Raw genomic sequence first — 13,168 nt, forward strand, 5'->3', positions numbered from 1 at the left:
CCCGTCCGCCCGGTGAGCCGACCGTGAAAGGCCGATCATGCAGAACGCGACTCACCTGTCCGATCCACCGCCACCACCACCGGTGGCGCCGCCTCGGCACCATCTCCCCGCCATCCCGCCCCGGGGCGCTCTGGTTGCGGGCATCACCCTGCTGTCGCTGGCCGCGGGCATCGGACTGATGCTCCGCGGTGACCGGCCCCCGTTCTTCGAAGGTCTCGACGACCGCTGGCTGGTGTGGATGACCGGGGAGCGTACGGGTACGGCCTCCGACCTGGCCCGCGATCTCGACCGGCTGGGCGGGCCGTTGGGCCTCGTCTTCCCCCTCGGCCTGATCGGCTGTCTGTGTGTGTACGGGCGTTGGAGGTCCGCGATCTTCGTCTTCACATCCGCCGTACTCGCGAACATCCTGGTGATTCTGCCGCTGAAGCAGGTGGTCGACCGGCCGCGTCCGCCCCGGCCGTGGGTTCTGGTGAACAGCGGCTCGTTCCCCTCCGGGGAGGTCTTCACCGCGACGACGCTGGTGATCGCGGTCGCGGTGGTAGCGTTCCGGCCCCGCGCGCGGCGCTGGTGGTGGCTGATCGGCGGCTCCTATGTCGCCGCGATGATGTGGAGCCGTACCTGGCTGCACGCGCAGTGGCTCAGCGACACCGTCGCGGGGCTGCTGGCAGGCGCCGGCACCGGCCTGCTGGTCTGGCTGGCCTTCGCGCCGCTGCTCAGGGGGGAAGCGGTGCGCGCGGCCGCCGACCGGCTGTGGGAGTGACGGCGGGACCGTCCGGCGCGCCACGGCCGACCCGCTACCTTGGCGACGGGGGCGACCGGGCACGGGGCGGCCGCACGACGACGCCGCACGATCTCGAGGAGACATAGCGCTGTGCGAGAGCTCGCTTTGGGGATCGCTCTGGGTTTCAGCGCCGGCATCAGCCCGGGACCGCTGCTGGCGCTGGTGCTGTCCGGGACGCTGCGGGGCGGTCTGGGGATCGGGTTGAGGGTCGCCGCCGTTCCGCTCCTCACCGACCTGCCGGTGATCGTGTCGGCCGTGACGGTACTGGCCATGTTGCCGGACGCGGCGACCTCCATGGGCGGCGTCGTCGGAGGGTTCTTCCTCCTGTACCTGGCGCTGTCCACGCTGCGCGAGGCCCGGACCGCGCAACTGCCCAGCCGTGACGGGTCGGATGCCGGGGACCAGGCGAAGCGGGCCCTGTGGCAGGGGGCGCTGGCCAACCTCCTCAGCCCGCACCCGTGGATGTTCTGGCTCACCACGGGCGCGCCGCTGCTCGTCGCGGCCTGGCGGCACGGGTCCCTGGAGGCCGGGTCGTTCCTGTTCGGGTTCTACCTCCTGCTGGTGGGCAGCAAGGCGTCGCTGGCCCTCGTCATCGCCCGCGCCCGGCACCGGATCGGAACGCGGGGCTTCCGCTGGACACTCGCCGGGTCCGGCGTCCTGCTGATGGCCGCGTCCGGGCTGCTGCTCGCGGAGTTCGGCCCGGGGCTGGTGGCCACGCTCCGGACGACCGCCACCTCATGAACCCCGGCGAACCGCTCCAGGCCGACCGTCCCGGATGAAGGCCCGGATCCCTCAGGAGACCGGGGCTGACTCCAGGTGTGCCTTGAGGCGCTGCAGCGTGGTGGTGATGTTGGAGTTGTTGGCGCCGATACGGTCGAACACGCCGGTGATCACGATGGCGAAGGGGATGAACCACAGCGGGACCCGCAGCCAGTTGGTCTCGGTGACGGTACAGCCTTCGGCGCTGGGTTCGATGTCGTACTGCCAGCGGGAGATGGGGATCCTGAGCGGCGCCGTCACCTCGTAGGCGAAGCGCCGTGCGGGGTCGGCGTCCGTGATGCGGCAGGTGGTGGCCCAGCGCCGGAGACCGTTCCGGTTGTAGCCCTGGAAGCGTGCGCCGACGGCCGGGGTCCCCGCGCCGTTCAGCCAACGGGCCCGGTGCGCCTCCTCGGCGAAGCGGATCATGACAGGTGGATCGCTGATGATGCGGTACGCCTCGGTCGGGGGCACCCGGATGGTCACCGTGCCGGTCGCTGCGGCCTCAGGGAATCGCGGTATGCGCATGGGGTTGTCTCCTCCGCTGAGGGGTGACCCGGGGTGCTGGTCATGATGGCTGGTCACGAGGTGAGTTCACGACGGAGGGCGTGGGCGATCCCGTCGGCCTGGTCGGCCGGCACACACTCCCGCTCAGGGCGTTGGAGCAGGCCGAACACGTGGGGGCCACGCAGTTCCCGGGGCAGGTCCGGCATCCGCGGCACGATGTGGAAGTGGACGTGCGCGAAGCCCTCGGCCTCGGCGAACTGTACGACGTAGGTCTTCGCGCACCCCGTCACCCGGTGCAGGGCCCGGGAGAGCCTGACCTGCCAGCTTCCGAGGGCGGCGGCCTCCGCGTCGGTGAGCTCGTGCACCGCGGTGACGTGGCGGCGGGGCAGCAGCACCAGCCAGCCGGGCAGCGCGGTGTCGAGTGCGTGGACCACGCGCCAGTGCTCGTCGGCGACGATGCGCTCGCGCGGCGGCAGGTCGTCGAACCCGGACTCCTTGGCGCACGCGTAGCAGTTCGGTATCGGCATGCGCCTGAGCCTAGGGCCCGCCCGCCCTCAGGCCGAGGGCGATGTTCGGACAGGGCGATCCGGTCCGGGCTGCCGGGCGGACTACCGGGCCCCGGTGTCGCGGCGGAACAGGGCCGTCCACAGGAAGGGCTCGCCGAAGTACGCGGACTCCGGCGGTTCGTCGTGCATGCGGCGCAGTTCGATCTCCGTCAGGTCGGAGAAGATCCAGCGCAGGGACTCCGGGGTGTAGGCGAGTCCGCCCTGGAGGCCGGATTCGCGGTAGAAGTCCGTGTCGGGGAGTTCGGAGCCCATGCCGGCCTCGCCGGCCGCGAAGCACGTCAGGGCGAGATGTCCGCCGGGGGCGAGAGCACGGTCGAGGAGGGCGAGGTAGCTGATGCGGCGGTGGGGCGGCAGGTGGTGGAAACAGCCCGAGTCGTGGATGAGGTCGTACGGGCCGCTCAGTTCGGCCTCGGCGAGGGCGAAGGCGTCGGCGCAGTGGAACCGGATGTCGGCCCCTGCCTCGCGGGCGCGGTCCTCGGCCCACGTGATGGCGGCGGGGGAGAGGTCGACGGCGTCCACCTCGAAGCCCAGCGAGGCGAGGTGGAGGGCGTTACGGCCAGGGCCGCAGCCCAGATCGAGGGCGCGGCCCGGAGCGATCAGGCCACGGTCGAGGTAGGAGGCCAGGCTCTCGTCCGGCCTCGCGACGAAGAACGGCACCGGCCTGGAGCGGTCCGCGTAGAAGCCGTCCCACCAGTCGGCCGCGCCGGCCGTCCAGCGATCGGCCCCGGGCGCGAACAGGCCGTCCAGGAGCTGCAGAACGTCGTCGACCGTGCGTATGTTCCGGTCCATCCGGACCCCCTTTCGCGAAGGGCAATCCTATGCCAGAAGACGGTGAAAGGCCAGGTCAGATGGGGTTTGACGGAGGCGCCAGGGGATGCTCTGCAGGCCCGCGCCGGGGGCCTGGCGCCCTCACCCCCGACCCCGCGCACCCGGTCGCCCACGCCTTCGCCGAAGCCCGTGACGGAGGCATTCCCTGGCACCCTCAGGTGACTTTCCGATCAGCCCGGAGCCGCGGGTCCGGCGGCTGCGTCGCGTCAGTGCACGGTTCCGGCGTACCGCTGGACGAACCCGGTGCCGGTGCCGGCCGTGACGGTGACGTCGTAGCGGCCGCCGTCCAGCGGCCAGGTGAGGGTGGTGCGGGAGTTGGGGGCCACCGTAACGGTCTGCGCGGTGCCGGCGTAGTCGTTCGGGGTGATGGCGAAGGAGACTCCGGTCAGTCCGTCGTTGACGAGGTTCAGGCTGAGGGATGTGCCGAGGGACGCCGTCACCGACGGCACCGCGGCGTCGTTCCGGCCGGCGGGGACGACCGTTCCGGCGAAGAGGCGGACGAAGCCGTCGGGGCCGTGCACGGTGAAGTCGTAGCGTGCGTCGGCCTCCGACGTGACCCACGTGTAGGTCTTCGAGGCGCCCGGGGCGACCGTGAACGGGGTGCCGGCGAAGGTGTACGTGATGTTCGGGTAGACGGTGTAGTGGAAGCCGGCCGCACCGGCGTTGGTCATGGTGCAGGTCAGTACACCGGTCGCGCGGTCGACCGCGAGGTCGGCGCCCGGGGCGTAGGGCAGTCGGCGATGCGGCCGCGCCGCGGTCTCCTGCGCGGGTACGTACTGGGTGCCGGGGGCGGGCAGGGCGACGGCGGGGAGTTGCGTTCCGGCGTCGGCCTTGGCCATCAGCGCGACCGTGTCGGGCAGTTCGGGGATGCTGTAGTCCGGTGTGGTGAAGTCGAAGCAACTGGTGAGGTCGCCGCACACGGTCCGGCGCCAGGCGCTGATGTTGGGCTCCTGGACACCCGTCACCTTCTCCAGGAAGCGCAGTACGGAGGTGTGGTCGGAGACCTGGGAATTGACGTACCCGCCACGCGACCAGGGGGAGACCACCCACAGCGGCACCCGGCTGCCCAGCCCGACCGGCCGGCCCTGGGCGAACTCCTCAGGGGTGCCGGGCTCGGGGGTGGGCGGGATCATGTGGTCGAAGTAGCCGTCGTTCTCGTCGTACATCACCAGGAACACGGTCTCCTTCCACAGCTGCGCATTCGCCATCAGCGACTGCAGGGCGGAGTTGACCCACCAGGCGCCGTAGTCCGGACTCGCGGTGGGGTGTTCGCAGTACACGTACGGCGCGACCAGCCAGGAGACGGTGGGCAGCGAGCCGTCCTTGCAGTGCTGGTCGAAGACGGTGAGATCGAACTTCGTCATCGCGTTGATGTACCGCGGATCGTTCTTGGCGTAGGTGTGGAACTGCTTGAAGTACGCGAGGGCGTTGTCGCCGTAGTCCCCGGTCAGGTCGTCCTCGGTCGGATTGTGGTAGACGCGCCAGCTGACCTTGGCGGCCTCCAGCCGTTCCGCATAGGTCGTCCAGTCGGTGACGGGATTGTCCGCGCTCGCCGTGTTGTCGGTCCAGGGACCGGTGGTGCCGTCCCGGCCCGGTCCTGAGGTGCCGCTCCACAGATAGAGCCGGTTCGGGATCGTGGGGCCGGCCAGTGAACAGAAGTACGCGTCGCAGAGGGTGAACGCGTCGGCCAGCGCGTACTGGTACGGGATGTCCGCGCGGGTGAAGTAGCCCATGGTGCGCTCGCCCTTGGCGGCGATCCAGGCGTTCATCGCGCCGTTGTTGACGGCCTGGTGCCCGGTGGAGAAGTCGTGCGGGAGGCCGGCGGCGTTCTGCGCGTTGTACTTCGACGTGTCCATCCGGTACGGGAGCATGACGCCGCCGTCGGTGCGGGCCGGGTCGGGCTGGCGGAAGACGTCGCCGCCGCCGGGGAACTGCAGGGCCTGCTTGTCACCGAAGCCGCGGACGCCGTTCAGGGTTCCGAAGTAGTGGTCGAAGGAGCGGTTCTCCTGCATCAGGATGACCACGTGCTTCACGTCGGCCACGGTGCCGGTGGGGGCCGCGGCCGCGTCCTGGGCGAGACCGACCATGGTGGCCGCGCCGGCGGCGGTGGCCGACAGGAAGGTACGGCGGCTGAGCGGAGTCATCGATCGGCCTTTCGGAGCGCGACGGTGGCGATGGCAGCGGCGGCGTCGCAGGGCCGCACAGGAGTGGCGGCGCTCGCGCCCGCAATTCGGCAGGGGCCGGTCGGGGTGACGACCCATCAGTGATCCACGCTGGCGTGGAGTATTCCACGCGGGTCCCATGAAAGGAATTCTGGAAAAGGTTTTGGATTTGGTGTCGAAAAATCCCGCCGGCATCGCGGCTGATTATCCGACCGGAGTTCCCCCGCGGGAGCCGGCTGCACGAGGGGTTTCGTATGCTCGGCCCATGACGGTGAGCTATGTGATCGACGGCGGCGAGGTCACGGACCTGGAGCGCTTCTGGCAGCTGATCGGCGAGGCGGTGAACGGCCCCGGCGGGTACTTCGGCCGCAACCTCGACGCGTTCAACGACTGCCTGCGCGGCGGGTTCGGAACACCCGATGACGACGACTTCTTCATCGAGTGGCGCGACCACCAGCTCTCCCGGCAGGCCCTCGGCTACCCGGAGACCGTGCGGCAGCTCCGCATCCGGCTGGGGCGCTGCCACCCCACCAACCGGGGGCTGGTCCAACGGGACCTGGAGCGCGCCGAGGCGGAACAGGGCAGGACGGTCTTCGACTGGCTGGTGGACATCATGACGGAGGGTGGCAGGACACCCGAAGTGCTGCGGTTGCTCTGACCGGCCGGATCGCCGCCGATCGATGCCGGCGAGGGTCAGGATTGAGCCGTTTCGCCGCCTGTGCGGCCTGGCGCGGCCCTGCGGGACGTACTGTTCACCTCGGCCTGATCCGCGTCGCCGCAGTCCGAGTGCGGGTCCGGCGGCCGCCAAGGCGGGCGCTGACAGCGGACGCCGCTGGGGCTCCAGCTCCTCGACGGCGGCGCCATCTCCCTGGCGGGCCACGGCGGTTCACTCCGGGAACCGCACGCGTTCTGACGTGGACCGAAGTGGGCGGCGGGGGTGCGCCGTGTCACGACAGGCAGCGGACACGACAGCGGGGCCAGTGGGGCCAGTGGGGCCAGTACTCGACAACATGCTGTCGATGTGACAACATGTTGCGTATGGAGACGCGAGAGCACGAGACGAAGACGGTGTACGTGGCGGTGTACGACACATGGTCCGACTGGGAGGTCGGGCATGCGATCGCGCACATCAACAGCACGCAGTGGCAGCGCCGGCCCGGCCGGTACCAGGTGCGGACGGTGGGTACGAGCACGGAGCCGGTGACCACAGCGGGAGGTGTGCGGATCGTCCCCGAAGTCGCGCTGGCCGGGATCTCGCCGCAGGAGGCCGCGCTGCTCATCCTGCCGGGCGCCGGCCTGTGGGACCTGTCGGACGATCTCGCCGCCTTCGGGCGCGCGGCGCGTGATTTCCTCGCGGCCGGTGTCCCCGTCGCCGCGATCTGCGGTGCGACCGCCGGTCTGGCCCGTGAAGGGCTGCTCGACGACCGTGAACACACCAGCGCCGCGGCCGAGTACCTCGCCGCGACCGGCTACAAGGGCGGCGACCGCTACCTGGAAGCGCCGGCGGTGACGACCGGCGACCTGATCACGGCCGGGCCGACCGAACCGGTCGCGTTCGCCCGCGAGATCTTCGCCAGGCTCGACCTCTACGAGCCGCGCGTCCTGGACGCCTGGTACCGGCTGTTCGCGCACTCCGACCCGAGCGCGTTCCCCGTGCTGATGGCGGCCGGATCGTGAAGGACGGCGAGCTGCTGTCCGGGACGGCGCTGGCCGTCTTCCGGCTCAACGGCCAGTTCCTCGAGGTCTCCGAACGGATGGCCCGGCCGGTGGGCCTGACCGCGGCATGGTGGCAGGTGCTGGGCGCCCTGCTGCGCGAGCCGCTGCCGGTCTCCGGTATCGCCAGGGCGATGGGCGTGACCCGGCAGGGTGTTCAGCGCATCGCCGACCTGCTGGCCGGCAAGGGCCTCGCCGAGTACGTGCCGAATCCGGCCCACCGCACGGCGAAACTGCTGCGCCCGACCGAGCAGGGACGAGCCGCGGTGCAGCGGATCGGCCCGGCTCACGCGGACCTGGCCGCGCGACTGGCCGACGAACTCGGTCCGGAGGATTTCGCGGCGACGCTTCGCGTCCTGGAAAGGCTGTCCGAGGCCATGGACGCGGTCGCGGGTGCAGATGGGGACTCGGCAGGGTGAACAGCGTTGTCGGCCGGTCACCAGGTCGGCGACCGCCGCCGCGTTCCGGATCGCCCAGGTCGCCTCGTCCGGCGGCCTGACCTTATCGGTCGTCGGCCGGCGGCAGACGATGGACCGCGGAGGGGGACTGCGGGCGCTGTCCGCCACCGCTCGCGATCATGCGGACCTGGCCCGCGTCGCTGATCTCGGCGCGGATGATCTTGCTTGCGTCGACATAGATCGGATATCCGCCCGACCCGATCGCGGTCGTCGCGAAGACCTCGACGACCTGCTGGGCGGGTGCGCCGTCCACCGGAAGAGGGTTGGTGAAGGTGAGCTCGAAGCCCGCGCGCTCGGACATGGCGTACTCCCAACGGTGAGCGATACTTCGACGCTACGACCGCCGCAGGCGGCACGCGACCGCAGCCCGTCGCTGCTCCCCGTCGGGGACGGAAATGCGGAGGCTACGGCTTGTATTCCTGCCATTTCGTGACGGCCGCTTTGGGATTCCACGCCGAATTCGAGGTGTGTGTGGCCAGGCAGCGGTATTCCTTTCCCAAATACGACACCCGGTCATTCGCCGAATACTGCTTCTTGACTTTCCAGTCCGAAAATCCTGCTGCCATGCGAGGGCGCCCCTTCACTGGACCGGCTCACTGCCGACCTACCTGGATCTTCCCACGGCGATCCGCCACGCCCCTCCAGGCCATCGGTCCACGGCACCCGACTCAGCGATCGACCGGGCCCTGCTGGTCGGCCGTGGCCGGGTGGTTCTGCTGGCCGGGGACGGTTCCGTCGGTGCCGGAGATGTACTGGTCCGCCTGGGACTGGAACATGCGGTGGTAGCGACCGGCCTTGTCGGCCAGGAGTTCCTGGTGGGTGCCCTGTTCCACCAGGAGGCCCTCGTGGAGGACGTAGATCAGGTCGGCGTGCTGGACGGCTGCCATGCGGTGCGTCACCAGGACGACCGTGGTGGTCGGCGAGCGGAGCCGGCGGATCTTCTCGAAGCAGGCGATCTCCGCCTCAGGATCCAGCGCCGAGGTCGGCTCGTCGACGATGATCAGAGACGCGTCGCGATACCGGGTACGGCTGAGCCCGATGGTCTGCCACTGGCCGCCGGACAGTTCCGATCCGCCGCGGAACTGCAGGGCCAGGAGGGTCTTCATGCCGTGGGGGAGGGCGTTGATGACCGCGTCCGCGCCGGAGAACGCGGCCGCCGCGGCCAGCTGCTCAGGCTCAGGGACCCGAGCGGGCTTGCCGATCGCCAGATTGGTCTCCGCGGTGAAGGGCCACCTCGCGAAGGACTGGTCGAGCAGCGCGATGTGCGAGAAGACCTGGTCCCGGTCGGCCTCCGCCAGATCGACCTTGTCCCACAGGATCCGGCCGGCCTGGGCCTTGTGGAGGCCGGCGAGCAGCTTCACCAGCGTGCTCTTGCCGGATCCGTTCGTTCCCACCAGCGCCACCACGGTGCCGGCGGAAAGGGTGAGCGAGATGTCGTCCAGGGCGGGCCGCTCACGATCCGGATAGTGGTAGGTGACGTGCTCGAAGCGGATCTCGGCCGGGTGCCCGGGCACCGGAACGCCGCCGACGGGAATGGCGCGGGCGGTCGCCTCCACGATGTACCGCTCCAGGTCACCGGCGTACAGGGACTCCTCATGGAGCCGGTTGACCGATCCGACGAGCGCGCCGAGATTGGCCGATCCGGTCCGTACCGCCATGACCGCGGTACCGGCGACCGCCATGCTCATCCGGCCCGACAGCAGCAGCCACGCCAGCGTGACGTACGCCAGCAACGACGCGGCGCCCGACAGGGAGGCGGCCAGGAGCTCGGTGGCGGCCTTCTCCTTGGCCAGCCGCGTCTGCTCCGCCTCCGCGGTTCTGGCCATCTGGCCGAAGTGCCGCAGCAGGAAGCTCCCGACGCCGTGCACGCGGGTCTCCTGGGCGGCGCTGCGGCCGGTGATCGACTCTCCGATGACCCGGGCGGCACGCTCGTGCTCGATCCAGGCCATGGTGGAGGCATAGCGGCGCTGGGCCACATGCAGGGCGCCCCACCCGCGCGGCGCCGCGATCAGCATCAGCAGGAACAGGAGCACCGGGTGCAGCACGGTGAGCACCCCGGCCGCGGCGACCAGGGAGAACGTGCCGTTCAGCGTCGCCACCATGGCGCTGATCATCTGGCGGGAGGACTGGGCGCCGAACTGCGCGGAGTCCAGCAGCTTGCGGAACGCCCCGTCCTCGACGGCTTCCAGCTCCACCCGCTCGGCGTGCCGCAGATACTCCTGGGTGGCCAGCCGCTCGACCTTCGGCTCCAGCCGGCCGGTGCTGGCCGTCGACAGCGACGCCGCCACCGCGCTGGTCACGGCGATGACCATGCCCACGATCAGCGCCGGCACCGCCGCGCGCACCCGCGCGACCGTGTCCCCGCTCCCGAACAGCGACTGCAGCACCTCGTTGGTGACCAGCAACCCGACGGCATGGGCCGCACCCTGGTAGATCTCGGCGAGGACCATCGTCAGCATGGCGGTCCGGTCGGCCCGCCAGGCCAGCCGGACGGTGCTGCCCACCAGCCGCGGTGCCGAGCGGGCCATGGACAGCGCCGACTGCTCCAGCATCGTGAAATCGTGCCGGGCCCATCCGTAGTCGTAGTGCAGTGCCCCGCCGAACAGCAGCTGTTCGCTGTCGGACACGACCCTCTCGACGGGCCGTGGCCGTCGTAACCACCTCCTCATCGCCGCACCGCCCAGGCGTCTGCGGGGTGGGTGTGCGGCGTCGTGCGGCAGGTGAGTATGGCGCGAGTCATGGCGGCGTCCTTCGACGGTTCGACGGTTCGGACCGCGCACGGCACTCGCTGATGCCGTGCGAAGGCCCGGAAGCATCTAGACCTGCCCACCTCCGGTCCGCATCACCGCTCGGCGGACCGATGGACAGAAGCACGCACGGAGCACAGCGGGCGGACGCGCGCGATGCGGGGCGCAGCCGAAGGGGTGCCAACACCGCTGCGTGAGGCCGGCACAGCCGTGGCCCGAAGGCCTCACCGCAGGTTTCGCTGCCACCTGATCTCGCCGTCGTGCCATTGGCCGGTGGGCGCCAGTCCGCAGGCGGCGGCGACGGCGGCCGACGCCCGGTGGTCCGGATGGACATGGGCGACGAGGGTCTCCACGGGTTGGCGCTCCAGCCAGCCGACCAGGCCCAGCGCCGCCTCCGTGGCGATGCCGCGCCCTTGCCACGGGGTGCCGACGACCCAGGCGATCTCGGCGGTCAGGCCGTCTCCGGAAGGGCCGATCGTCGCCTGGACCGTGCCCGCCAGGGAGGTCTCCTCGCGCAGCCGGATCACCCAGTTGCACCACGAGACCGCAGGGTCGGGTGCGCCGGCGACCATGCGTTCGTAGCGGGCCCGCAGGTCCTGCGGAGTGTCCGGGGCGCCCCCGATGAAAGTGTGCAGGGCCGGGTCGGCCAGCGTGGCGGCCATCTCCCCGGCGTGATCCACGAGGAGGGGCAGCAGTTCCAGACGCTCCGTGCCGATGGCCGCGGTTCTGATCGTGGGATTCACCGTCCTGGCTTCCGATCCCGGTCGGGGAGTGTGTCCGACATGCCCATCGGTTGATGGTGCCTGATGGTGCGGACCGGCGGAACCGATTATTCGGATGGGAATCCGGGCCCGTTCGGCGTTGAATCGGTCCGGGAACCCGAGCCGATCCGAACCGGTGCGTTATCCCAGCGGTTCTGAAGGAGAAATGCGATGCGATACACCCGCCTGGGTGCTTCAGGACTCGTCGTGTCCCGGCTGGGTCTCGGCATGATGAGTTACGGCGACACCAGCCGGCGTGCCTGGCACCTCTCCGAGGAGGAGGCGGAGCCGATCGTGCGGCATGCGGTGGAGCAGGGCGTGACGTTGTTCGACACCGCCGACATGTACGACCGGGGCGCCAGTGAAGAGGTCACCGGACGGCTGCTCGCGCGGCTCTTCGACGACCGCGACGACTACGTCCTCGCCACCAAGGTGTACTACCCGATGAGCGAGAAACCGGGCGACCGGGGTCTGTCGCGCAAACACATCCTCGCCTCGGTGGACGGCTCCCTGCGCCGTCTCGGCACCGACCACATCGACCTCTACCAGATCCATCGCTGGGACCAGGAGACGCCCATCGAGGAGACGATGGACGCGCTCGACACCGTCGTACGGGCCGGGAAGGTCCGCTACATCGGCGCATCGAGCATGTACGCATGGCAGTTCGCCAAGGCGCAGCACACCGCCGTGCTCGCGGGTGGCACGCGCTTCGTGTCCATGCAGAACCACTACAACCTCGTCTACCGCGAGGAGGAACGGGAGATGATCCCGCTCTGCCTCGACCAGGGCGTCGGCGTCCTGCCGTACAGCCCGCTCGCGCGCGGACTCCTCGCGGGTGGCCGGGGGCGCGGCCGCGAGCGCACCACCACCCGCGGCGGCGCCGATCCGCTCGCCGACCAGCTCTACACGGAAGCCGACTTCGACGTCGTCGACACGCTCGGTGCTGTCGCCTCCGAGCTCGGTGTGCCACCGGCTCGGGTCGCCCTCGCCTGGCTGCTGAACAAGGAGGGTGTGAGCGCCCCGATCGTCGGTGCGACCAAGCTCGCCCACCTCCAGGACGCCGTCGCGGCACTGGACGTCACCCTTTCACCGACGCACATGGCGCGTCTGGAGGCGGACTACGGTCCGCACCCGGTGATGGGGCCGGAGTAGCGGCCCGCTCGCGGCGCGGGCGGAACCGCGCGCCGGAACGCCGTCCTGGAACGGCGCTTGAGTGGGCCGAATCGCCCCTGGACGGACGGCGCACGGTCGGGCACCGTGGGTGATCGCATATTCGGCGCCGGGTGTTCGCTCACCGGTGCACGAGCATGCCCTGTCATCCATCCGGTATCAGGAACTGGGGTCTTTCGTGAGACACGTGACCAAGGTCTTAGCCGCACTCTCCTCCGCGGCGCTCCTGTCGCTCGGCGCTGCCAACTCCGCCCAGGCGGACAGCCCCGACAACGGCTTCTTCAACAAGCTGACCAATCTGAACTCCGGCATGTGCGCCACGGTGGGCAACAACTCCACGCAGCCCGGCGCCGGCCTGATCCAGTTTCCGTGCGACAACAAGTACAACAAGCAGTTCTCGTCGGGCTGGGCGGGCACCAGCGCCTACTTCCTCCGGGTCCGTTCGACCGGTCAGTGCGTCACCCCGCAGGGCCCGGCCAACCATGCCCTGGTCGTCCAGTCGTACTGTTCCAACAACGACGCGCAGGTGTGGGTGGCCGAGTCGCTCGGCAACGACAGCTACCGGCTCAGGAACCGCTCCAGCGGCCTGTGCCTGACGGCGGCCTGGGGTATGACCAACAGCGGTCAGCCTCTCGACCAGTCCACCTGCGGTGGATTCAACGGTCAGGCCTGGCGCTTCTCCGCGATGCACAACTGATCGCGTGAACCAGAACTTCCGG

General features: G+C 70.1%; 15 protein-coding genes. 7 read left to right on the plus strand and 8 right to left on the minus strand.

Going from position 1 to position 13,168, the window contains the following annotated elements; all coding sequences use genetic code 11:
* Positions 1-37 precede the first annotated feature (37 nt).
* Positions 38-760 carry a phosphatase PAP2 family protein gene (locus tag G3I60_RS00640; protein ID WP_164292660.1) on the plus strand — a complete coding sequence of 241 codons (723 nt, stop codon included), beginning with the start codon at positions 38-40 and terminating at the stop codon, positions 758-760.
* Between the two features lie 111 nt (positions 761-871).
* Entirely contained in the window at positions 872-1,522 is a 651-nt protein-coding gene (locus G3I60_RS00645) for a LysE family transporter (protein WP_164292659.1), read from the plus strand.
* A gap of 51 nt (positions 1,523-1,573) precedes the next feature.
* Here G3I60_RS00645 and G3I60_RS00650 read toward each other — a convergent pair whose 3' ends face one another.
* The 4 genes from G3I60_RS00650 to G3I60_RS00665 all read right to left on the minus strand — a co-directional run bounded on the left by G3I60_RS00650 (position 1,574) and on the right by G3I60_RS00665 (position 5,582).
* Complete coding sequence (locus G3I60_RS00650) at positions 1,574-2,065, minus strand: SRPBCC family protein (protein WP_138351425.1); 492 nt, start codon at positions 2,063-2,065, stop codon at positions 1,574-1,576.
* 53 nt (positions 2,066-2,118) lie between these two features.
* Complete coding sequence (locus G3I60_RS00655) at positions 2,119-2,571, minus strand: HIT family protein (protein ID WP_138351426.1); 453 nt, start codon at positions 2,569-2,571, stop codon at positions 2,119-2,121.
* An 81-nt stretch (positions 2,572-2,652) separates the two neighbouring features.
* Positions 2,653-3,399, minus strand: a complete 747-nt coding sequence (locus tag G3I60_RS00660; protein WP_164292658.1) for a class I SAM-dependent methyltransferase — start codon at positions 3,397-3,399, stop codon at positions 2,653-2,655.
* A gap of 245 nt (positions 3,400-3,644) precedes the next feature.
* The gene (locus G3I60_RS00665) at positions 3,645-5,582 is read right to left on the minus strand and encodes a phosphocholine-specific phospholipase C (RefSeq protein ID WP_164292657.1); all 1,938 of its coding nucleotides are present in this window, start codon (positions 5,580-5,582) and stop codon (positions 3,645-3,647) included.
* 283 nt (positions 5,583-5,865) lie between these two features.
* Between G3I60_RS00665 and G3I60_RS00670 the strand changes: the two genes are divergently transcribed.
* From G3I60_RS00670 to G3I60_RS00680, 3 genes are all read left to right on the plus strand, one after another.
* Positions 5,866-6,258: a barstar family protein gene (locus tag G3I60_RS00670; protein WP_164292656.1), complete on the plus strand. Its 393-nt coding sequence runs from the start codon at positions 5,866-5,868 to the stop codon at positions 6,256-6,258.
* Positions 6,259-6,638: 380 nt separating this feature from the next.
* Positions 6,639-7,277: a DJ-1/PfpI family protein gene (locus G3I60_RS00675; protein ID WP_164292655.1), complete on the plus strand. Its 639-nt coding sequence runs from the start codon at positions 6,639-6,641 to the stop codon at positions 7,275-7,277.
* On the plus strand, positions 7,271-7,732 hold the full coding sequence (locus G3I60_RS00680; protein WP_164292892.1) for a MarR family winged helix-turn-helix transcriptional regulator: 462 nt from the start codon (positions 7,271-7,273) through the stop codon (positions 7,730-7,732). Before G3I60_RS00675 ends, G3I60_RS00680 begins: the two co-directional genes overlap by 7 nt.
* A gap of 82 nt (positions 7,733-7,814) precedes the next feature.
* On the opposite strand, the gene G3I60_RS00685 is transcribed toward G3I60_RS00680, so the two are convergent.
* From G3I60_RS00685 to G3I60_RS00700, 4 genes are all read right to left on the minus strand, one after another.
* Complete coding sequence (locus G3I60_RS00685) at positions 7,815-8,072, minus strand: DUF6296 family protein (RefSeq protein ID WP_138351433.1); 258 nt, start codon at positions 8,070-8,072, stop codon at positions 7,815-7,817.
* A gap of 103 nt (positions 8,073-8,175) precedes the next feature.
* Positions 8,176-8,337: a carbohydrate-binding protein gene (locus G3I60_RS00690; RefSeq protein ID WP_138351434.1), complete on the minus strand. Its 162-nt coding sequence runs from the start codon at positions 8,335-8,337 to the stop codon at positions 8,176-8,178.
* 102 nt (positions 8,338-8,439) lie between these two features.
* Positions 8,440-10,398 carry an ABC transporter ATP-binding protein gene (locus G3I60_RS00695; protein WP_343240788.1) on the minus strand — a complete coding sequence of 653 codons (1,959 nt, stop codon included), beginning with the start codon at positions 10,396-10,398 and terminating at the stop codon, positions 8,440-8,442.
* 344 nt (positions 10,399-10,742) lie between these two features.
* Positions 10,743-11,261: a GNAT family N-acetyltransferase gene (locus G3I60_RS00700; RefSeq protein WP_343240787.1), complete on the minus strand. Its 519-nt coding sequence runs from the start codon at positions 11,259-11,261 to the stop codon at positions 10,743-10,745.
* 189 nt (positions 11,262-11,450) lie between these two features.
* Here G3I60_RS00700 and G3I60_RS00705 point away from each other — a divergent pair, with 189 nt between their 5' ends.
* Entirely contained in the window at positions 11,451-12,431 is a 981-nt protein-coding gene (locus G3I60_RS00705; RefSeq protein ID WP_164292653.1) for an aldo/keto reductase, read from the plus strand.
* 205 nt (positions 12,432-12,636) lie between these two features.
* Positions 12,637-13,146, plus strand: coding sequence for an RICIN domain-containing protein (locus G3I60_RS00710; RefSeq protein ID WP_164292652.1), 510 nt, complete (start codon positions 12,637-12,639; stop codon positions 13,144-13,146).
* Positions 13,147-13,168: the final 22 nt, after the last annotated feature.

The organism is Streptomyces sp. SID13666 (assembly GCF_010548325.1).
GTDB lineage: Bacteria > Actinomycetota > Actinomycetes > Streptomycetales > Streptomycetaceae > Actinacidiphila > Actinacidiphila fildesensis.